A 21912-nucleotide genomic window follows, 5' to 3' on the forward strand; every position below is an offset into this window, starting at 1 on the left:
TTATTCTTCCCCCTCGTTAAAATATTCTTCTATGGCATTTTGTAATTTTTCCTTTGCTTCCTCCATGGTAACTCCCTCCAATTGGGCTCCTGCTACAGTTAAGTGGCCTCCGCCCCCTAACTTCTCTAAAATTACCTGTACATTAATGTCCCCCATGGATCTACCACTTATAACTATCATTGTATCATCTTTTTCTCCTAAAACAAAGGAGGCTCTTATTCCTTTTACGTTCAATAGCTCATCGGCAGCTTGGGCGGCTATCAGTTGAGAGGCTTCTGTTTTTTCTTCACAGGTTGATAAGGCAACGGCATCTCCAATAATGGTGGCCCGCTTTACCACCTCTGCCTTAGCGACAATAGCCTCTAAGTCATCCTGAAAAAGCTGCTTTACTGAAGTAGTATCGGCACCAGCCCTTCTTAATAGAGCAGCTGCTTCAAAGGTTCTTACCCCTGTTTTAAAGGTGAAGTTCTTGGTATCTACAGCAATCCCTGCCAATAAAGCCTCTGCCTCCACTAACTCTATATTAACTTTTTCCTCCATATAAAATAAGATTTCTGTTACTAGCTCACTGGTAGAGGAAACATAGGTTTCATGATAGCTTAATACAGTATTCTCAATAAAGTCTGTGCCTTTTCTATGATGATCTATCACCACCACTTTATCTGTTTGATTTAAAAGCTCTGGACATTCCGTGAAACTAGGACGATGGGTATCTACCACCACTAATAGAGAGTGACTATCCAGCCTTAACTTTGCATCTTCACAGGTAATGATATTTTTCTTATATTCTTCTTTTTGCAGTATTTTATCTAGGAGACAACCTATAGCAGGATTATATCCATTTAGTACAATATAGGCTTCCTTCCCTCTGTTTTTAGTAGCTCGATAAATACCTAAAGCAGATCCTAGAGCATCTAAGTCAGCATATTTGTGACCCATTACAAAAACATTGTCACATTGATCTATTAACTGTCTAAGGGCATAGGCAATTACCCTGGACTTTACCTTAGTACGTTTCTCTACAGCCTTTGTCTTTCCGCCATAAAAACTAATTTTATCATTTTTCTTGACGGTTGTTTGATCCCCACCACGTCCTAGGGACAAGTCCTTGGCGGCATTGGCAAATTCAAAACTTTCTAAAGGTGTTTTCCCATCTGTACCAATACCTATACTTAAAGTAATAGGCATTTTATTCCCTACACTAATTTCCCTGATTTCATCTAAAATATCAAATCTTTTTACTTCCAGCTTTTCTAGGTCCTCCTTTTGAAAAGCCGCAATAAACTTATCGTTGGCATATTTTCTAATAAAACCATTGGTTCTATTGGCCCATAGGTTTAGCTTATGATCAATTTCTGCTATTACTAAAGGCTTTATGGCATCTTCAGTACTCTGCATTACTTCATCAAAATTATCAATTTGCACGAGAGAAACCACTAATTTTTCTTTGTTATACTTTTTCTTGAGGTTTTCATAGTTTGTATCCTCAATCCAATAAAGCATAATAATATAATTGGATTCGTGTTTCTTAGCTGTCTTAATGACGTTATATAATATCTTAAAGCTTCTATTGTTGACGGTGGCCTTTTTAATACCTTCTTCCTTCTCATTTAAAATACTTTGGAGTTCAAAAGTCGGAAGTATATCTTCCAGGTTCTTATCAAGATAGTCTTGCTTTCCCATTACCTCCAAAAACTTAGAATTATACCATTTAATCGTTCCATCTATTTCTACCATCGTCAGTGGTATTGGCATGTTTAGTATAGATTGCTTTGTAGCGGAATCAATATCATAGGATAAACCTTCTATGTATCTAGTCCATTCCTGCCTTCGAATATTGGTGGTCTTCAAATTATAGTAAATTAAATAGGTCAGCACAAAAATTCCTATTACACCAATGACTAAGTTGTAAAAGGAAATGACTGCAATTAATATTGCTATAATAAAAATATATATTCGTGTGTCCGGCACCAACATCTTAAAAAACCTTGAACTTCTCATGTATGTTTGCCTCCCACAAAATCAAATTCAATATTATTCTTTTTTCTTTCCTCGCCTTAGGTCTATTACAGTATCTAACAAACCTAAAAGGGAGACTAATGTCATTAAAGGACTTACTAGTATAAGCAGAGCTAATATAATAAACCTTATTGCTTTAGGAAGTTTTGTCCTTTTTAACAAATATCCTATAAAGGTTATACCCTGTAAAAAGAATAAAACACTAAAAATAATCGTCACGTTAGCAATTAAGCTAATGTGTTGTATCCCCTCTATGTATCTTGTTGATAAAGATAAAACAAAAATGATAAAGGACCCTAAAACAATATTGTTTGGTAGTTTAAAATCACTAAATTCACTGAGCCGTTGATCCATTAGTTTAAACCTGTTGATAGCTAATGTGGCTAAATAATAATTGATAAATGTTCCTATCATAGATTGAATAATAATTAAGGCTGGTAAAATCATCATCATATAGTTTAGTGCTTCCTTAACATCTACTGGATCTAGATTAACTGTCTTCAGCATCTCTACCTGATGATCTAAAGCAGCAGTTATCATAAGGGCAATTTCATCAATGATATGAATACCACTGATAATGGAAATTAATTGCAATATAAAAAATATAGAAAGTACAGAGGCTGCTGTACCTAAGCCAATGACCTCATAGGGCTGTTTTTTTCTTTTTGTGTAATAACCCATTACAACCGAAATTGGTCCAAAAACAATAAATACAAAAGCCGTGTAGAGTATTCCTGTTAGAAACCCTATCAATAAACTTACAATGATGAAGGACAAGATGGTATACCTTGTGCCATGGCGTACTGATAAAATGATGAAGGGTACAGGTAATAACATAAGTAAAATCGATAGAGCTGGTATATATAATGTGCTAACTACAAATAACGAGGTAATGGATGCCATCAGTGCCGATTCAATTAACGCCTTTTTGTTGCTGTAAAAATTCACCTCAAAATCACTCCTGTCCAACTATTTCCCATGATTATTTAGATGCTCGTTAAGACTAGATAAATCTCCGTACCACTTTTCTAAATGGTGCTCCTCTAAAATACTGGTTTTTATTTTCTCTTCTAATTTTCTATCTAAGGTGCTATAATCAAAACCTAGTCTTTTACCTAAAGTATAGGTGACTAAAAGAATGTTTACTAAACACTCTAGTACTAATTCTTGACTGTTTTTCAATCCCTTTACCATTGTTTCAAATAATAATGCTATTGTATTTAAAAGTTCACATTTTAAAAATTCCACCATTTTAAGGTTTTTTCCTATATCTTTATTGTTTTTATTCCCTTCAAACATATTGCAACCCCCTTGTAATAACCCTTTCCTGTGTTACTTAATACTAAAACCCTGCGGACTTTAAAAAAATTTGTATATAGAAGTATTCTATTTTTATATAGGTTTTCCTCTGTTATGTACTATTAATCCTATTAAAAAAAGAAGCACTCGAGTAGTAATTCGATGCTTAGCAACAGATGATCATATTAAACTTTAATAAAGCTTCTTCAAGGTTATATAAAAAAACCAGCATTTTTACTACTTCATCCGTTGGATAATTATTGATGTCTTTATAATTGTTTAAATGTACCTTTGTCTTTTTTATATGTTGAATAATAGGCTTTAGGTTGTCAGGATCTTTATCATTACCATTATGGATAAATCCTATTTGCTTTTCTTTTTCATAAAATTTCTTCAGTGAGGATTTTATGTTATCTATATCCTCCTTTACAATATTAACAATATCTTCATGAATGCCTTTTTCTAAAATGTTTTGTATGTTTTGAAGATGTTGAAAAACTTCCTTTTCTAAATTGATGATTATCAGCATTTCTTTATGCTTTATTCCACAATAGATCTTCATCTTTTCTTCTTTTTTTTGGAGTTCCAAAAGTTTTTCAGATGTTTTAAGTTCCTTTTCTATTCCCTGGATTTGTTCCTCTAGCAATTCTAGGTTTTCTTCTTCTTTTAAAAGAAGTTCTAATGCTTTTATGTTGTATTTTAATGTGTTTTTAGAAATCTGCTTAATTTCATCAATAACCTTCCCATCATAGGCAGGAGGATATACTGTATAGTTAATAATTACTCCAATAATAATTCCTATAGAGGTATCCAGTAGTCTGTGGAGGGCGTTACTTATATGGTCCCCTTCAATATTTAGAAAAATTCCTACGAAAACAACTCCCGCTATAGCTATAGATTCCCCCCAATTCAACCTATTCATAATTAAAATAAGAACAATGATTCCAAACCCTGCCAATAAAGGGTTTGCAGGTGCTATGCCAACAAAAATTGCACCTACAACAGCTCCAATAACCGTCCCCAGCATACGATTTATACCAGTAACCCAAGAATCCGATACAGTAGGCTGCATAACAATTATCGCTGCTACAGCTGCATAAAAAGGATTGTCTATTCCTAGTAAGTTAGAAACGAACAATGACAGTGTAACAGCAATACCGGTCTTTATGGTCCTAAGACCAATTTTCATATTTCTCACCTTTCTTCTTATAACACTCTTTAGTATTTTAGCATTTTAGTATTTTGTTTCCTTAATATTATATACTATTTTTCAAAACAAACAAAGGTATACTTTATTAGATCAAAATTTTTTATTATAAAACATATTGTAGTAAAAGCAATAACACTACACCTGGTACACCTAAAAAACCTGCAATCAATGCATTAATTGGATTAATAACAATTGTTATACCCCAAATACCTCCTATTAAGTTTACTAATAGAAGCATAATACCCCCTATAACGCCATTCCAGATTAACCTTATAATAAACTTGATGGGTATTAGCAAAATCCACCCCACCACGTATAAAAGTATTAACCCAAAGGCATAGGCCAATATAATACTAAATTCAAACCCCATAGCGCTTCCCACCTTTATTAATATTGATATGATCTTCCACCTTATATGTTACCCTAAATATCCTATAAAATCACTATTTAAATCTTTAAGTTCATATTCATAATTTTAGGATAGTCTGTTTGAATTATACCAAATATATACAAAATTTATTTTACTCTAGAAACTAAAAATTCCTCTTAAGGTATAGATTTTTATCGTTATATGAGTCTTGCTCTTTCAACAAATAATAAATGGAGTAGCAATATATACTACTCCTTACATTATATAAAATCTTAATAAAAAATATGACGAGCTTTCCTAATAGAAGTTTGTTTTAATCCCCATTTCCTTGGCTCTTTTTAAAAGATAGATGTATTTGGCTCTTGTTGCCTCTACATTATAAATAGCGTAATCTATTAGATCTGGGTCCGATACACTATGAAAGGTTTTTTCAGCACCTTCCCATTCTTCTCTTGCCCTTTTGATAATTTCCACAAATTCTTGATTCTCATCTTTTTCAGGTTCCTGGAAATGCTGTATTTTATTATATAAGCTATTCAAAGTATTGGTTATGCCTTCGAAGGCTTTTTCTTTTTTTTCCAATTGTTTTTCTTCCTTCATTATCATGACCCCCCTCCCACCTTATTATTTATCTGTTATATTATCCATTTTTTTCATATTTATACCTTCTTCTTATGAAATCTGGTTTATTCTCTCTTTAAAACTATCCTATGCTTTTTAAAGAAAGGTGATACCTTGTATCCACCAAAAATCAACAAAAAATAAAAAACAGACTTACTGTTAGGCTTAAGTCCTTAGAGAAAAAACAAGCAAAAAAACATAGTTTAAGAAGGATTTTTTGTTCCCTTAAACCATGTTTTTATAATAAAATTTTATTATAATTTTATTTTTAAGTATGTTATCTTTATAATTCTCGTCTACCCTCTAAAGCCTTTGAAAGGGTTATCTCATCTGCATATTCTAAATCTCCTCCAACAGGAATCCCATAGGCTATTCGAGTTACCTTAATGCCCATAGGTTTTAACAGCTTTGCGATATACATGGCGGTAGCCTCTCCTTCTATGTTAGGGTTTGTAGCTAACACCACTTCCTTTACCTCCTGATGGGTTAGTCGAGCCAATAGCTCTTTGATTTTTATTTCCTCTGGTCCAATTCCCTCTAATGGAGAAATAACTCCATGGAGAACATGATAATAGCCATGAAATTCCTTTGTTTTCTCCATAGCTACAACATCCCTAGGGTCCTCCACGATACAAAGAATTCCTTCATCTCTTTTCTTGTCACTACAAATATTGCAAATATCCTTATCGGTTAAGTTTGTGCATATGCTACAATATTTTATGCTTGCCTTTGCTTCTACAATTGCCTGAGATAGCATTTCTGCCTCCTCAAGGGGTATACGTATAACATGGAAAGCCAATCTTTGAGCTGTTTTTCTACCTATGCCAGGAAGCTTTGTAAACTCATCAATTAGTCTAGCTATTGGTGTTGAATAATAATTCATATATAGCCACCTTCATTTTTTATTAAAAACTAAAATAACCCAGGTAGATTCATATTACCCGTTACCTTAGACATTTCTTTGCTTACCATTTCCTCAGCAGAGCGTATCGCTTCATTTACTGCAGCTATAATTAAATCCTGTAGCATTTCTACATCATCTGGATCTACTACCTCTGGTTTAATATCAATACTAATAATTTCTTTTTTCCCAGTCATCTTAACAACAACTGCTCCGCCCCCAGCGCTGGCCTCTACTTGTTTCTTCTCAACTTCTGCTTGCATTTCCTCCATTTGCTTCTGCATTTTTTGAGCTTGTTTAATCATGTTATTCATATTAGGCATTCCACCCATTCCTTGGAAACCTTTTTTAGCCATAATATTGCCTCCTTCATTTTGTTTTTGCTGTTATTATATCATAAACCTTCTAGTATTTATTATTCATCATAAATCTCTAGAATGCCTTCAGGGACGGTTTTTTTTAATTTTTCTACCAATATTTCTTCCCTACTGTCTTTTTCCTCTTTTTTCCCTAACTCATATTCCATCACTAGATTTAATTTTAGTTTTTGTCCAGTGATTTTTTCAATAACAGTAGCTATATACTCCTTTGTTTTTTCCCTATCCAAAGTTTCTCTATGAAATCCAAACCCATCCTTGAAACTAATCACCAAAGAGCCCCTTATAATGTCTTCCAGCTCTCCTTCCCTTAACATAGCTTCAATTTGGGCTTTTTTATCCTTCCTAATAAAAGCCTTAATTTCCTCCCACTTTTCTTTTATTTCTGAGAAGTCGAGGGGAATACTTGTTGCTTGATTTTCCTTTAGTAACTCTTTCTTTTCTTCTAAAACAACTTCCTCTAAGGATTCTATCTTTTCTTTATCCTTCACCGCTAATCCTGGTTCTTCTTCCTTTTTAATGGAGCCAATTTCTTTACTGGGCCTCTGTTTAATAGCTTTCCTTATAAACTCTCCTGTTTGTATAGTCTCCTCTAATTTTTTAATTCTTTGCAGTAGGCCTTCGAAGGAGGTCTCTTCCTTCTCTTGGCAGAGGGTTACAATGGCCACCTCTAGAAGAATTCTCGGCTGAGGAGCATATTTTGCCTTCGCCTCCGTCTCAGACAGAAGGTGGATAGCCTCAGTGATACTGGAGACGTCAAAGGCTTTGCTCTGATCCTTAAGTTTATCTAATATTTCCTGGGATAAGCCTGACAGTTCCTCCAGATCAACCTCCATTTTTACCATCATTAAATTTCTAAAATGATGGATTAGATCCTTAATTAATTGTTGTATATCCTTGCCTTCTTCCATTATCTTCTGTATAGCATAAATAGCCTCAGAAACCTTTTTTTCTCCTATACACTGGCCTAGGTGAAACAACAATTCATGATTAATAATTCCTAGAGTATCTATTACATCTTCATAGGTTAGATTATCACTGCTAAAGGCAATACATTGCTCTAAAATACTAAGGGCATCCCTTAAAGCCCCCCCAGCATTAAGCGCTATGGTTGTGAGGGCCTCCTCATCCGCTGTAGTACCTATTCTTTCACATATATCCCTTAATCTTTCAATCATATCCTTTGTGGTAACTGGTTTAAAATCAAAACGCTGACACCTAGATAAGATCGTAGCTGGCAGTTTTTGAGGATCTGTAGTTGCCAAAATAAATATAATATGATCTGGGGGCTCCTCTAGGGTTTTTAAAAGGGCGTTAAAGGCTCCAGAACTTAACATATGTACCTCATCAATGATATATACCTTATATCTTCCTTTAGAGGGGGGGTATTTAACATTTTCCCTTAATTCCCTAATATGATCTACACCATTGTTGGAGGCTGCATCAATTTCAATGACATCCATAATACTTTCTGTCAAAATACCTTTGCATACTTCACATAGGTTACAAGGATTAAAGTTTTCAGGGTTAAGACAGTTTATTGCCCTAGCAAAAATTTTTGCTGTAGAGGTTTTTCCTGTCCCCCTAGTACCAGAAAACAAGTAGGCATGAGATACATTGGAGGTTTTTATTTGGTTTTTTAAGGTTGTGGTTACAGCCCCTTGACCAATAACATCTTCAAATACTTGGGGTCTAAACCTTCTATAGAGTGCCTTATAGGTCATATAAATCACCTTCACTATTCTTTCTTTGATAGTAAAATCATCTATTATTATACCATACAACTTCAACTACAGCCATGATAATATGTAGGTAAGAAGATAGTGGGAAAATATAGATAAAAGTCTAGATCCCTCTAAACCAACGGCAATTTTCCCCTGTAGGTTTGTCATGGCGATTGGAATCATAATTAAAACAGCAATAAATATAAAAACCATTCCCCTTATTAGTCCAACCACTCCACCACCGACGTTATTGACGGTATGAAGGACAGGAATCTCAAAAATGCTATGAATCAAATGGCCTATAAGTAAGATTAAAGTCCTTACAACTATGAATAAAATAACCATACTAATGATGTTAATAAAAAAATTAACTAAAGCTTGTTGCATTTCCCCTATTATCGTATCCATTGCTTGGTCGGCATAGGTCTGTATATCTACTTGCTTTATTAAATAATCCTGTAAAAAACCTGGAATACCCCAACCCTCCATCTCCTGTAGCCCACCGAGGGATTGTGGGGTTTTGTCCAACACCCCCGTTGTTGGTAAAGAAGTTTCTATGTTTTTTTGTATAAATCCCTTGATACCTTCTATCATAAAATTATTATCCCTTATCCAATGAGCCAATTGTGGATAATAAAGCCTTGCTGTAATAAAGGCTATAATATAGCTTCCTAAACTAAATGTAGTCAATATCAGACCTTTTTTGTAGCCACTAATTCCACTAAGAATCATAACAGTTATAATAAAAAAATCGAAAATATTCATCTCCACTATCCTTTCTTATCCTTCATAGAACCTAACAAAAGATAGTTTCCCTTTTGTTATAATTGCCATATGTTCCCTTGAAAAAAGAAATATCTCTTCTATATCACTAGAATATTTATGCTCCATTTTTATTTCTCCTCTTTTGTCTAAAACATATATGGTTCTTGGAGAGTAAACTACTATGTCTTCTTTAGAATTATCTATCCCCTTAATCACTTCTTTTGTTTGGGCATCCCCAATAACTCTGCCATTGTACTGTATTATCTTTGTTCTTTTCCCATCTTTTTTATCAATTAATGGGTTGCCTCCTGCTTCTCCACCATATATCACTGTATATTGGGGAGAAAAAGTCTTTGAAAGCTTTACTTTATCCACCTCTACAGACCATAACTCTTTATTTCCTTTGTTAATACTTGTTATTTTTTCTTCTTTTATGATGATTAAATTCCCCTTTGTATCATAATCAAAATCTAATACCAGTTGATCATTTAAATGATTAGAGGCTATTAGCTCCCCTTGCATATCGTAAAGAATAAGATGACTTGTTAAGGCATTGTTGGTGATGAGGGTGTTAACTGCTACTAAGTTATGGGCCTTTGATAAAGTGCTGTTCATAACCATGCCCTCCCCCACTATAATACTACTATGCTTTCTTCCTTCTTCGTTTAGGAGAACTAGCTCCGTCATACTATTAATTAAAGGATATTGTACTAACACATAATTACTTTCACATACTGCAAAACTGCTGATTGTTTCTTTAGTGGTATATCTATAAACAATTTCTCCTTTTTTGTTTATTCGAAGCAGTTGCTTTTTCCCATTGTCAGCTAAATATATGCTTTCATCACTGACCTTTACCTCAGCCGAAGGGATGCCTAAATGAAGATGCCATTTTTTCTCCCCTTTAAAATCATAAAAGTACAAAATTCCATCCCAATATTGAAGGACACCATTTTGAAATTTCCTATAAACAACATTTCCCCCTTGGTGGGTTTCTATCTCTTCTAAAATTTGTATTTCTTTTTCAACAGTAGTCATAGTCGTTTTAATGTTTTTTATTATGCTGAAGCTTAAAAAAATTAAAATTGTAGCTATAAATATAAACATAATTCTTCTTTTGTTTTTCACGCTATACCTCCTAGTTTCACGGGAAACAAATTTTGTTCTTTTCATATATTCCCTAAACACCTAAAAAAAACCTTCTTCTATTTCCTGAGAAATACTCCTTTGTTAATCACCTTTTTAGTAAAATTCTACCTATAAACAAAAATCCTAAATATCCAAATAAAGGGTAAAAGAAAGCTACTAGATTTTTAAATCCCATTAAAGCTAAAGGAATAGAAAAAAGGCACACAAAAATTGTTACCCATCTTTCCTTTATACCTGTTATAAAAGAAAACCTTAAAACACAACCGTATCCATTGGCTATAGCTGTAGTAAACATAGCTAAAAGCAGGATAATACTGTAGACTTGTTTGTGGAATTCTCCTAAGGAATGGGCTGCTGCAACCATTGGAACCTCCAACCCCATGACATCTGTATAAAGTATTAATAGACTAACTAAAATCAATAACGCCATGAGTCCTAATCCAAGGGCTCCGATTGTTCCACCGTACCTTGCTGCCTTTTCATCATAGATAAAGGGCAGCAGCGAGGTCATGACAACCGTCGCCCCTATGCTGTTGTGGCCTGCGTACACAAAGGCTGACCACAACCAACCTCCTTTAGCAATCATATATAGATCGTTGTTATAGAATGTTAAAATCGTCTCTGTATAGGCATTGCTTAGTAAAAGTCTGTTGTTTTTAATAATACAGAAACTTACATAAAAAACAACCACCATCAGTACAGGAACTATGACCTTATTTGCCTCCGCAACACCCCTGACCCCAAAAATTAGAACAGCAAAACTCATAAAGGACATGCCTACTATACCATATATTGAGGGAAGGCCAAAATGTTCATTTGCAATTGCTCCACTCCCCGCCAGCATAACAAAGTATCCCACTAAAAGCAGAAGGGCAAGAATGCCATTAATCCAAGGAAAAATTTTTTTGTTAAAATGATAGATTCCAAACTCCTCAAAGCTGTGGAATTTCTTTTTATAAACTTTTTTTAATGTATTTGTGGCTATGAAAGTTAACAATATGGTAGAGAAAACAACCCCTAGCACTCCTAAAACTCCATACTTACCAAAAAATTGTATGATTTCCTGTCCAGAGGCAAATCCAGCCCCAATAACAGTTCCTATGTAAATACTGACCAAAGTGGCGATAGATTTTCTTCTTGTCATAGAATACCCCCCTTAAATTTATTATATTTCTACCTATAAGGGGGGTATTCTTATAAATTTTGTATTGTTTCATAGTTTTTAGGGAAAACTTTTACTGTAGTTTTGTGTCAAAATGTCTATTAAATAAAACAAAGGAGGAATTAGCATGTCCTTACTTACCACTCAAACTTCCGATTCCATTCATATAGATAATACTATGGCGGCTATCGACTTTGGTGGCTTATTTAGTAAATATATAGAGGAATACTATAGCTCCTCCTATCAAGAGCTTGTTTTTTTATGTATTGGTACCGATCGTTCTACGGGAGATGCTTTAGGTCCCCTTGTAGGCCATAAGCTGGAAAGACCTTTATTGAAGCACCCTAACGTTTATGTTTATGGAACCTTAGAGGAGCCAGTTCATGCCAAAAACTTAAAAGAGCAAATAGATTCCATCTATGACAACCTTAAAAATCCTTTTATCGTAGCTATTGACGCCTGTTTAGGAAGGGTTGAAAGGGTGGGGTATATCACCATAGGCCATGGTCCCCTAAACCCAGGTGCGGGTGTAAATAAGCAACTCCCTTCGGTAGGTAATTTGCATATTATGGGAATCGTTAATCTAGGAGGGTATATGGAGTATATGATTTTACAAAATACCCGGTTACAACTAGTCATGAAAATGGCAGATGCCATTTCTGATGGAATTAAATTCTCCATGTGGAAACTTCATAAAGAAAAGCTATTATCCTAAAAACAAAGGGAATATCCCTTTGTTTTTAACTAAACAAGCCCCCGTACCTCCTGGTCTCAATTATATGCTGTATCTCTTCTACCGTTTTGTTATTTGCATTGATTAATATAGCACCATAGCCATTAGTTTCTCCTGCATCGTTTACATTTTTAAATCCACTATAATCATCAAGATATATTATGGCATCAATATGTCCTTGGTCTTGAAATCCTACAACCTCATATCCTTTATTGGTTAAATTGTCCTTTAGTTGCTGTAGATTCTCCTGTATTGCTATTCTTTTCACAATAAACACCTCCTTGGATTAGTTTTCCAAAGAGGTGTTGTTTTCATACAGACTTTTTCACAATTTTATTCCTATGGGTTATTGACTATAACCTTAAGTTTCTGCTTTGCTACTTCAAATTCCAATGATTCTACATCAGTAATTTCTCCATCAGCATTAATCTGCAACGGTTTTTCTGCAAAAATTTGAACTTTTTTTCCTTTATAAAAATCTACTTCCTTATATCCAGTATGCTTTCCCCAAAATATTGTGGGAAACAATAGTAATAGCTTGAGCTTATTTATATTCTTAATTACACAAATATCAAAATAGCCATCCTGTAAATCTGCCTTTGGAGCTACCTTCATACCTCCCCCATAATAAATGCCATTGCAAAGGGTAATCATTAATACATCACAGTAAAACTTTTTATCATCAATGATAAATTGAAGCTTATTACTTTTAAAGGTGGTGATTCCTTTTAGTGCTGCCACAACGTAGGCAAATCTCCCAGAAAAATACTTCTTTATACTATTAGCCTCCGAAGCAATAACCGCATCCAGGCCTATACTAGCAAAATTAATGAAGTATTTATCCCGCATTCTACCTAAATCAATTTCTTTTGTTTTTCCTTTTAAAATCATTTCTAAAGCGGCTTCTGTTTTCTTTGGCAAGTTCAACGTCCTACCTAAATCATTTCCCGTTCCAGCAGGAATAATTCCCAAAATCTTATCACTACCTGCCATTCCGTTTAGTACCTCGTGAATAGTTCCATCTCCACCGACAGCTACAATGGTAGAGAAGTCTTTCCCCACCGCTTCAGCTGCAATTTCTTCAGCCTCACCAATTTTTGTGGTTAATATTATTTCATAGAGTAGTTGTTCTTTTTTCATGATTTTTTCTATGATCGGTATTACTTTCTTACCTTTATTTTTCCCTGCCACAGGGTTTACGATAAATAAGTAGGCCAACATCTTCACCTACCCATTATCTTTATTACTTCTAGAGCCCTTTAATTTTACCTTGTCTAAGTCATTTGTCTTTGCTCTTTCCAATGCTTGGACTTCCTCCACAGAGAGGTTGTAATTAGACTTGCCATCCTTTACTGGCTTTGCATAGGAAACTGTTTCTGTCCTCCCATGGATTCCTGTTAAAATAATGCCGTTGTTGTTATTATCTAGCATAGCGATAGAGTAGCTTAGATCACTTCCTACATCATCAAAGGCATTGTATCGAATAATTCCTACTTTTTGTATAGAGAAGCTCATACGGTTTTCCAATATATCCATTTTAGAGTATATGTCCTTAAGGTTTTCCTGAACCTCCTCCACCTTTGTAATATGCTCCATTAAAACATTTTCTATGTTTTTACCACTTGTTCCCTTAACTAAGCGCTTGTATTTATCCCTTAAATTAGCTGTAATACTGTAGTTAATAGCTAACAAAATAATTAAAAATAAGTTCATAACAAGTCCTGTAAAAATAAAAGTTAAAGAATAGTTGTCTATAATAGACAAGATTTGTTGCATAATCATTCTCCCTTCAATTTATGCTCCTATTGTTTTTGCTAAATTTTTTTTGTTTGTTTATTTGCAGCTTATTAATATTCTACAGCATCTTAACTTTTCCCTTCTAAAACTTAAAATTAAAACCTTGTAATTTTTCCCTCATCCCCCAGTGTTTTTCCTATGTTTTTATTAAACTAAGGAACTGAAGAATTTTTAAAAAATTTATAAAATAAGTTGTATGGTAGCGTTGCAATAAAACCTTCCCTTAACAGTAAACTTACTAATAATCACCAAAGATTTTATCTATCTTTTTATAGTGAAAGGAAGGGTTTCTTCATAATTAGTAATTTATCATAAAGTAATGGGTTTACTACATTTGTTGCAACCCTTAAAAGAGTTATCAAAATAAATAGATGGATAGGAGACAGAAAATATATTTCAAAATAGAAAGAGTAGGGTGAGTTTTTTTAAAATCCCACCCTACCCTTATTTTTTTAGATGGGCTCTTTTTATTCACCCTTTTATAATTCTTCACATATACTCTTTAAAGCCGCTAGGGCTGCATCCAACTCTTCTTTTTTAGTAAAATAACCAATACTGAAACGAACAGTGCCTTGTTCAAATGTCCCTATGGTTTTATGAGCCATGGGGGCACAATGAAGACCTGGCCTTACACCAATATCAAAGACCTTATCTAAAATATAAGCAATTTCAGAAGAGTCCTCTTCTCCTATATTGATGGAAACCACCGCTGCTTGTTTTTTCACGTCCTGTGGCCCGTATATTTTAACGCCTTCTATTTTCTTTAATCCGTCTATAAAATATTGAGTAAGCTCTTCTTCCTTACTTCTAACTTTTTCTAATCCTTCCTTCAGTAAAAACTCAATTCCTGCCGTTAATCCAACAATACCTGGTGTATTAGGTGTTCCACTTTCATATCTATCGGGTAGCATCAGAGGCTGTATTAATTCCTGGGATTTACTTCCAGTTCCACCTTCTTTAAAGTGCCTAACCTCCACCCCTTCTTTAATGTATAAGAATCCTGTTCCTTGAGGGCCCATCAACCCCTTATGTCCTGCTACAGCCAACAAATCTATATTCATCTTTTTAACATCTATATCATATACTCCTGCAGTTTGGGCAGCATCTACTAGAAATAAAATTTCATTTTCTTTAGCTATTTTACCTATTTCTTCAATAGGCATAAGGGTTCCTGTTACATTGGAGGCATGGGTTGTAACAATAAGCTTTGTATTGGTTTTTATTGCCCTTTTGATTAATTCAGGACTTAAACCCCCAGTTTCATCGCATTGAACAATGGTATTGTCTATATTGTAATTTTCTAGGGATTTAATGGGTCTTAAGACAGAGTTATGCTCCATGCTGGTGGTAATAACATGATCCCCTTCATTCAGTATTCCTTTAATAGCTAAATTTAATGCCTCCGTAGCATTAGAGGTGAAAACCACCTGCATAGGATCATCTATATTAAATAAACTACAGATTAACTCCCTTCCCTTAAAAATTCCTCTTCCTGCCTCTAAAGCCATTTTGTGTCCCGATCTTCCTGGATTTGCCCCAAAGTTTTTCATATTGTCTATCATTGCTTCATAAACTGCTTCCGGCTTAGGATAGGATGTAGCAGCATTATCTAGATAAATCACATCATCATCTCCCTTTTAAATAGGCTTAAAATCCACTTTTCCCTTCAGTGTAGTGTTAAGATTCACAGTTTTACAAATGCCAACCTAAGCACTACATCTTCCAAATAAATTGGGCTGGAATTTAGCAGCAAAAAACTCCCTCTAGCTCAACCAACTAAGTCATCAACACCAAAGCTAAAACCTAAACTTTCAGTTGTCTGTTTATGAATTAGTGTTATTTTATATTATAGCATATTCATTTCTATGTATTATGCTATTCCCTCCCACATAATATAAGTTTTTTCTATGATGAAAAAGCGTCCTATAGACGCTTTTAAAGTTAATGTTTCATGTGAAACTTTAATTAGTTTCTTCCAATAGACTTAAAATCCTCTCTAAGTCCCCATCATTATAATACTCTATTTCAATTTTTCCTTTTTTTCTTCCCTTCATAATGTTAACCTTTGTACCAAAGCGTCTCTTTAGGTTCTCCTCTATATCTATAATGATAGCATCCTTTGTTCTTTTCTGTTCTTTAGGTTTTTTCTTGGGGTTTAATAGGTTTCTAACCATTTCTTCCACTTGCCGCACATTTAATTGTTCCCTTTCTATTTTTAAAGCCAATTGATATTGTTCTTGGAGATTATGGATGCTTAATAAAGCCCTGGCGTGTCCAGCTGTTATTTGTCCCTCCCTGATCATATCAATAATTCGACTATCCAACTGTAGTAACCTTAGTATATTAGCTATATAGGGTCTGCTTTTTCCAATAGCCTCCCCTAATTGATCTTGGGTTATAGAATAGGTATCGATTAGGTATTTATATGCTTTAGCCTCTTCAATAATGTTAAGGTCTTCTCTTTGAAGGTTTTCTATAAGGGCAATTTCCATCAATTGTTGTTCATTATCTTTTCTTATAATACAAGGTAATTCCTTTAGCTCTGCTTCCTTACCAGCTCTCCAACGCCTCTCTCCTGCGATAATCATAAATCCTTCTTCTTTTTCTATGACTACGATTGGTTGTATTAGTCCATGGGTTTTAATAGAAGCTGCCAGCTCCTCTATTGTTGCTTTATTAAAATCCTTTCTAGGCTGCTGGGGGTTTGGATAGATTTTGTTGATAGAAATATTTTTTATCCTATCCTCCTTCACTGCCTCCTCCACTATTTCAAATTCTAAAGCGTTTATTTGGGGAATCAAAGCCTGTAATCCTTTACCTAATCCCTTTTTTTTATTTGGTTTAGCCATCTATATCACATCCTCCTCTAGGTATATAAACTCTTCCGCTAAATCCCAGTAGGCCTCTGCTCCTTTAGATTTTCTATCATAATAAATGATAGGCTGACCATGACTAGGGGCTTCGGCAAGTCTGACGTTTCTAGGTATAATAGTTGTATATACCTTTCCTTTGAAGTGATTTTTTACTTCATCTACCACTTGAATGGATAAATTTGTTCTACCATCAAACATACTTAAAACCACACCCTGCACCTCTAAGTCTGGGTTTAAGCTCTTTTTCACCAACTGAATGGTATTCATTAGCTGACTCACTCCCTCTAATGCATAATACTCGCATTGAATAGGTATTAAAACACTATCTACTGCCGATAAAGAATTGATCGTTAATAGACCTAAGGAAGGAGGACAATCTACAAATATATAATCATATTGGTTTCTAATACTATTAATTGCTTTTTTAAGCTTTGTTTCTCTATCTTTAATAGCTACTAACTCAATTTCTGCTCCTGCCAAAGCATTGCTAGATCCAATTAAATCTATATTCTCAAATTCCGTTTTTACAATAGCTTCCTTAATATCTGTATCTTCAATCATTACGTCATATATATTATATTCCAATGAAGCTTTATCAATCCCAAATCCACTTGTTGTATTTCCCTGAGGGTCAATATCTATAACACATACTTTCTTTCCTTTACTAGCAATACAAGCACTTAGATTAACATTTGTAGTTGTTTTTCCTACTCCACCTTTTTGATTAAAAATCGCTATTACCTTTCCCATTACCACTACCCCCTTTAAAGCTATTGATAGAATTTTTACATACTAATAAATTCTAAATTATTTTAATTTTTCCTCTTATTCTCTTATTTTTGGTCTATTATTTTTAGATGCTATAATATTTTACTAATATTCTCCTCTAGTAAAGAATATACTTATCTATAGTCATAGGAATATGGAGGATTAATGAAAAGTTTTATTTATAAAACAGTTTGATTTTTTTAGTTAGTTCTACAGGATTTTATTAAGGAGGCTTCTAGCAATGCTTCGAATGATTATGACAACTTTTTTTATGGTTTTTATTGCAGAGTTAGGGGATAAAACACAGCTTCAGACCATGCTTTTGGCTACCCAATGTAAATCCATATGGCCGGTTTTTATTGGTGCTTCTTTAGCTTTAATTCTTAGCTCCTTTATTGGTGTCTGTGCTGGAATGTTTTTGACTAAATATATACCTCCCCATTATTTACAAAGAGCTGCCGGCCTAGCCTTTGTCGTCATAGGGGTGTTAACCTTATCTGGCAAATTTTAAAGTAAAGGTTTAACTTTTAAAAAAAGATTACTATATAAACTCTAGTAATCTTTTTAAAGTTAAACTATTTTTTGAGGTTAAGCTTTAGGTATCTTAACCGTTACTTCTATAAAGTCTCCTTTATCTATTTGTGTAAACTCTGCTTTTTCTTGTTTATCCTTAATAGCATCATAAGCTTGCTTAATAGTGTTAATGTAAATTTTATAGTTCATAAAACTTTTGATTCTCTGCTTTCTTACAGGCTCTTCCTGAGTAACTGCTATTTCCTCCAGCATACTTTGGATAAAATCCTCCGCTTTTTTTACATTAAGATCATTTTTAATGATTTTTTCCAAAGCTAAAATTCTTAACTCATCGTCTGGAAGCTTTAGTAGCGCTCTAGCATGTCTTTCCGTTAATCCATTCTCTAATATTTTTTCTTTGATTTCTTTGCTTAATCGAAGTATTCTTAGTTTGTTAGCAATAGTAGATTGATTTTTTCCTATCCGCTGGGCCAACTCCTGTTGGGTTAATCCATGATCCTCAATTAAGTTAAAGTATCCCTCTGCCTCTTCTATAAAGTTTAAGTCCTCCCTTTGAAGATTTTCTATAATAGCTAATACAGCAGAATCTTTATCATTAAACTGATTATTAACAATAGCAGGTATGGTTTTCAACTCTGCTAATTTAGCAGCTTTAACTCTTCTTTCTCCTGCTATTAACTCATACTTTTCATCCCCAATTTGTCTTACACTTATTGGCTGTAACACACCATAGGCCTTTATAGATTGACTCAGCTCTTGAAGGCTTGCTTGCGAAAAACTTTTTCTTGGTTGATAAGGATTAGAAATAACTGACTCTATAGCTATTTCTAAAACCTTCTTTTCAGCGTTACTCATCTTAATCCCCCGCTTCTTTAAGGAATTTCCATAGTACTATTAATTCTATAAAAGTAGGTTGTCTCCTTCTATTTTTTACAGAAAAATATTTTTTTCGTTTTACAAAATCCTCTCTAATACCTCTTATTTAATAGGGTCCTTTGTAGGTTTTCCTGCTTTTCTTGGATATTTTGTCGATGTTACTCCTGTTTTTTCTATTATTAAAATGTTATGGGTAATATCACTGAAGGGTAAAGGAATTTCTTTTTTATCAATAACCTTTCCCCCCAGTACTTTAATTGCCTTCTCACCTTCAACTAATTCTTCATCTAGTGCTTTACCTTTTTGACATATAAAGAATCCCCCCACCTTTACAAAGGGTAGACAATACTCCACCAATATGTTTAAAGGAGCTACAGCCCTAGCAACTGCATAATCATAGACTTCCCTATGGTTTTTATTTTGTCCATAATCCTCTGCCCTTCCGTGGATAAACTCTACATCTTGAAGCTCCAATTGAAGGCATACCTCTTTTAAAAAATTAATCCTTTTGTTTAAGGAATCCAACAGGGTTAATTTTAGTTGGGGAAACATCGCCTTTAAAGGAATCCCTGGAAAACCAGCCCCCGTCCCTACATCTATCACTTTACCGCTATTTTTTAACTGTTGAACCTTTAAACAAGATATAGAATCTAAGAAATGTTTAATGATTACCTCTCGTTCCTCTTCAATGGCTGTTAGATTCATCTTTTCATTCCATTCCAACAGCAGATCCTTGTACTTTAACATTTGATTAACTTGTTTTTCTTGAATATTTATATCCAGTTCATTGCATCCCTCTTGTAAAAGTGCTGCTAAATTCATTTTTATTCCTTGCCCCCTTTTTGTCTTCTTTTTTGCTCCAAATAAACCAGCAAAACCGAAATATCAGCTGGTGAAACCCCTGATATTCTCGAGGCCTGTCCTACTGAAAGGGGTTTGATACTATTAAGCTTTTGCCTTGCCTCTAGCCTTAATCCATCTATATCATTATAGTTAATATCTTCATAAAGCTTTCTGCTTTCTAGCTTTTTAAATTGATCTATTTGCTTTAGCTGTTTATCAATATATCCTTCATATTTTATAACAATCTCACATTGATTTGCAGCATCCTTCATGATGTCTTTTGGTCTAGTGGTATCAATGGTTTTTAACATTTCATAGGAAACCTCTGGTCTTTTTAATAAATCATATAGAGAAACTCCTGCTTTAATAAGAGAACTGTTAAGACTTGCTAATAAAGGATTCCCTACATCTGGAGAAATATTGGTTTTTTTAAGCCTCTCCATCTCCTCTTCTATTTGTTGTTTTTTACGGAGGTGTTTTTCGTACCTTTCTTGGGTTACTAACCCAATTTCATATCCCTTAGGTGTTAATCTTAGATCTGCATTATCCTGTCTTAGTATTAAACGATACTCTGCTCTAGAAGTCATCATGCGATAGGGTTCATTGGTTCCCTTTGTCACTAAATCATCAATCAACACACCTATGTAGGCCTCCGATCTATCTAAAACAAAAGGTTCTTTTCCTTGTAGCTTTAATACAGCATTTATCCCTGCCATTAAACCTTGGGCTGCAGCCTCTTCATAGCCTGATGATCCATTAAACTGACCTGCACTAAAAAGATTATTAATATGTTTTATTTCTAAAGAAGGTTTTAATTGGGTAGGATCTATACAATCGTATTCAATGGCATAGGCAGGACGCATTACCTTTACATTTTCCAATCCCTTAACCGTCTTTATCATAACCTCCTGAACTTCTTCAGGAAGACTTGTGGACATCCCTTGAAGGTACATTTCCTTTGTATCTAATCCCTCAGGTTCTATAAATAACTGATGGGATTGTTTGTCTTTAAATCTTACTATCTTATCTTCAATAGAAGGACAATATCTAGGACCTATACTTTCCATATCTCCCCTATACATAGCTGAACGATTGATATTTTCCATAATCACTTTATGGGTTTCTTCTGTAGTTCGAGTTAACCAGCATAGCTCTTGTTTTATTTCTATTTTATCATTTAAAAAAGAAAAGGGTACAACTTCTTCATCTCCTTCATGGATATCCATTTGAGAAAAATCTATTGTATCCTTATGGATTCGAGCAGGAGTTCCTGTTTTAAAGCGTCTCATATTACATCCTAAAGCCGTTAGTTTTTCAGAAAGATACCTTGCTGGAGATAGTTCGTTTGGTCCTGATTCATAGTTTATTTCTCCAATATATATTTTGCTTCTTAAATAAACACCTGTAGCTACTATAACAACATCACTATGATAAGCGGCTCCGGTTCTAGTTACTACACCTTTAACTGTATTTTCCTCTACAATTAAATCAACAACTTCCCCTTGTTTTAAAGTTAAATTCATCTGATTTTCTAAGGTTTTTTTCATTTCAATGTGGTACTTTAGCTTATCTGCTTGGGTCCTTAGGGAATGGACTGCAGGGCCTTTAGCTGTATTTAGCATTTTACTTTGAATAAAGGATTTATCAATATTAATCCCCATTTCTCCCCCTAGGGCATCAATTTCTCTAACAAGATGTCCCTTTCCAGTTCCTCCAATAGAAGGGTTGCAGGGTAGCATTGCTACTGCATCTAATGTTATTGTTAATATTAAAGTTTTATAGCCCATTCTAGCAGCTGCTAAGGCGGCCTCACATCCAGCATGTCCTGCCCCCACTACAACTACATCATATTTCCCTCCATCATAGCGTATATTCATCTTTATTTACCTCC

General features: G+C 34.2%; 23 protein-coding genes. 2 read left to right on the top strand and 21 right to left on the bottom strand.

The window, feature by feature from the left end; translation table 11 throughout:
* The 12 genes from BLS22_RS13080 to BLS22_RS13135 all read right to left on the bottom strand — a co-directional run bounded on the left by BLS22_RS13080 (nt 1) and on the right by BLS22_RS13135 (nt 11579).
* Nucleotides 1–2001: a DHH family phosphoesterase gene (locus BLS22_RS13080; protein WP_090554506.1), complete on the bottom strand. Its 2001-nt coding sequence runs from the start codon at nt 1999–2001 to the stop codon at nt 1–3.
* A 33-nt stretch (nt 2002–2034) separates the two neighbouring features.
* Nucleotides 2035–2967 (bottom strand): YybS family protein, encoded by a 933-nt coding sequence (locus BLS22_RS13085; RefSeq protein ID WP_090554508.1) that lies wholly within the window; start codon nt 2965–2967, stop codon nt 2035–2037.
* Between the two features lie 21 nt (nt 2968–2988).
* Nucleotides 2989–3318, bottom strand: a complete 330-nt coding sequence (locus BLS22_RS13090) for a MazG-like family protein (RefSeq protein WP_090554510.1) — start codon at nt 3316–3318, stop codon at nt 2989–2991.
* 166 nt (nt 3319–3484) lie between these two features.
* The gene (locus BLS22_RS13095; RefSeq protein ID WP_090554512.1) at nt 3485–4507 is read right to left on the bottom strand and encodes an FUSC family protein; all 1023 of its coding nucleotides are present in this window, start codon (nt 4505–4507) and stop codon (nt 3485–3487) included.
* Between the two features lie 124 nt (nt 4508–4631).
* On the bottom strand, nt 4632–4898 hold the full coding sequence (locus BLS22_RS13100) for a pro-sigmaK processing inhibitor BofA family protein (protein WP_090554515.1): 267 nt from the start codon (nt 4896–4898) through the stop codon (nt 4632–4634).
* Between the two features lie 297 nt (nt 4899–5195).
* On the bottom strand, nt 5196–5498 hold the full coding sequence (locus BLS22_RS13105; RefSeq protein ID WP_090554518.1) for a YaaL family protein: 303 nt from the start codon (nt 5496–5498) through the stop codon (nt 5196–5198).
* 304 nt (nt 5499–5802) lie between these two features.
* Nucleotides 5803–6402 (bottom strand): recombination mediator RecR, encoded by a 600-nt coding sequence (gene recR / locus BLS22_RS13110; protein WP_090554522.1) that lies wholly within the window; start codon nt 6400–6402, stop codon nt 5803–5805.
* A gap of 29 nt (nt 6403–6431) precedes the next feature.
* The gene (locus BLS22_RS13115; protein ID WP_090554524.1) at nt 6432–6776 is read right to left on the bottom strand and encodes a YbaB/EbfC family nucleoid-associated protein; all 345 of its coding nucleotides are present in this window, start codon (nt 6774–6776) and stop codon (nt 6432–6434) included.
* Between the two features lie 59 nt (nt 6777–6835).
* On the bottom strand, nt 6836–8521 hold the full coding sequence (gene dnaX, locus BLS22_RS13120; protein ID WP_090554526.1) for a DNA polymerase III subunit gamma/tau: 1686 nt from the start codon (nt 8519–8521) through the stop codon (nt 6836–6838).
* 66 nt (nt 8522–8587) lie between these two features.
* Nucleotides 8588–9286 carry a CvpA family protein gene (locus BLS22_RS13125; protein WP_090554528.1) on the bottom strand — a complete coding sequence of 233 codons (699 nt, stop codon included), beginning with the start codon at nt 9284–9286 and terminating at the stop codon, nt 8588–8590.
* 15 nt (nt 9287–9301) lie between these two features.
* Entirely contained in the window at nt 9302–10414 is a 1113-nt protein-coding gene (locus BLS22_RS13130) for a DUF5711 family protein (RefSeq protein ID WP_090554530.1), read from the bottom strand.
* Nucleotides 10415–10520: 106 nt separating this feature from the next.
* Nucleotides 10521–11579, bottom strand: a complete 1059-nt coding sequence (locus BLS22_RS13135; RefSeq protein ID WP_090554533.1) for a YkvI family membrane protein — start codon at nt 11577–11579, stop codon at nt 10521–10523.
* Between the two features lie 145 nt (nt 11580–11724).
* On the opposite strand from BLS22_RS13135, the gene yyaC reads away from it, so the two are divergent.
* Nucleotides 11725–12312, top strand: coding sequence for a spore protease YyaC (gene yyaC, locus BLS22_RS13140; RefSeq protein ID WP_090554536.1), 588 nt, complete (start codon nt 11725–11727; stop codon nt 12310–12312).
* A 25-nt stretch (nt 12313–12337) separates the two neighbouring features.
* Here yyaC and BLS22_RS13145 read toward each other — a convergent pair whose 3' ends face one another.
* The 6 genes from BLS22_RS13145 to BLS22_RS13170 form a co-directional block, all read right to left on the bottom strand.
* Nucleotides 12338–12598 carry a YkuS family protein gene (locus BLS22_RS13145; RefSeq protein ID WP_090554538.1) on the bottom strand — a complete coding sequence of 87 codons (261 nt, stop codon included), beginning with the start codon at nt 12596–12598 and terminating at the stop codon, nt 12338–12340.
* Between the two features lie 71 nt (nt 12599–12669).
* Nucleotides 12670–13551: a diacylglycerol/lipid kinase family protein gene (locus BLS22_RS13150; protein WP_244269556.1), complete on the bottom strand. Its 882-nt coding sequence runs from the start codon at nt 13549–13551 to the stop codon at nt 12670–12672.
* Between the two features lie 6 nt (nt 13552–13557).
* Entirely contained in the window at nt 13558–14106 is a 549-nt protein-coding gene (locus tag BLS22_RS13155) for a DUF4446 family protein (protein WP_090554539.1), read from the bottom strand.
* Between the two features lie 500 nt (nt 14107–14606).
* Nucleotides 14607–15749 (bottom strand): aminotransferase class V-fold PLP-dependent enzyme, encoded by a 1143-nt coding sequence (locus tag BLS22_RS13160; protein WP_090554542.1) that lies wholly within the window; start codon nt 15747–15749, stop codon nt 14607–14609.
* Nucleotides 15750–16088: 339 nt separating this feature from the next.
* Nucleotides 16089–16976, bottom strand: coding sequence for a ParB/RepB/Spo0J family partition protein (locus tag BLS22_RS13165; protein ID WP_090554544.1), 888 nt, complete (start codon nt 16974–16976; stop codon nt 16089–16091).
* Nucleotides 16977–17750 carry a ParA family protein gene (locus BLS22_RS13170; protein ID WP_090554546.1) on the bottom strand — a complete coding sequence of 258 codons (774 nt, stop codon included), beginning with the start codon at nt 17748–17750 and terminating at the stop codon, nt 16977–16979.
* Between the two features lie 259 nt (nt 17751–18009).
* On the opposite strand from BLS22_RS13170, the gene BLS22_RS13175 reads away from it, so the two are divergent.
* A complete protein-coding gene (locus tag BLS22_RS13175) occupies nt 18010–18279 on the top strand; it encodes a TMEM165/GDT1 family protein (protein WP_090554549.1) in 270 nt (89 codons plus the stop codon).
* 77 nt (nt 18280–18356) lie between these two features.
* On the opposite strand, the gene noc is transcribed toward BLS22_RS13175, so the two are convergent.
* The 3 genes from noc to mnmG form a co-directional block, all read right to left on the bottom strand.
* On the bottom strand, nt 18357–19157 hold the full coding sequence (gene noc / locus BLS22_RS13180) for a nucleoid occlusion protein (protein WP_090554551.1): 801 nt from the start codon (nt 19155–19157) through the stop codon (nt 18357–18359).
* Between the two features lie 123 nt (nt 19158–19280).
* Nucleotides 19281–20000, bottom strand: coding sequence for a 16S rRNA (guanine(527)-N(7))-methyltransferase RsmG (gene rsmG, locus BLS22_RS13185; protein ID WP_090554554.1), 720 nt, complete (start codon nt 19998–20000; stop codon nt 19281–19283).
* A gap of 2 nt (nt 20001–20002) precedes the next feature.
* The gene (gene mnmG, locus BLS22_RS13190; protein WP_090554556.1) at nt 20003–21898 is read right to left on the bottom strand and encodes a tRNA uridine-5-carboxymethylaminomethyl(34) synthesis enzyme MnmG; all 1896 of its coding nucleotides are present in this window, start codon (nt 21896–21898) and stop codon (nt 20003–20005) included.
* Between the last annotated feature and the right edge of the window lie 14 nt (nt 21899–21912).

It is taken from the genome of Natronincola ferrireducens (assembly GCF_900100845.1).
Classification (GTDB): Bacteria; Bacillota; Clostridia; order Peptostreptococcales; family Natronincolaceae; genus Natronincola_B; species Natronincola_B ferrireducens.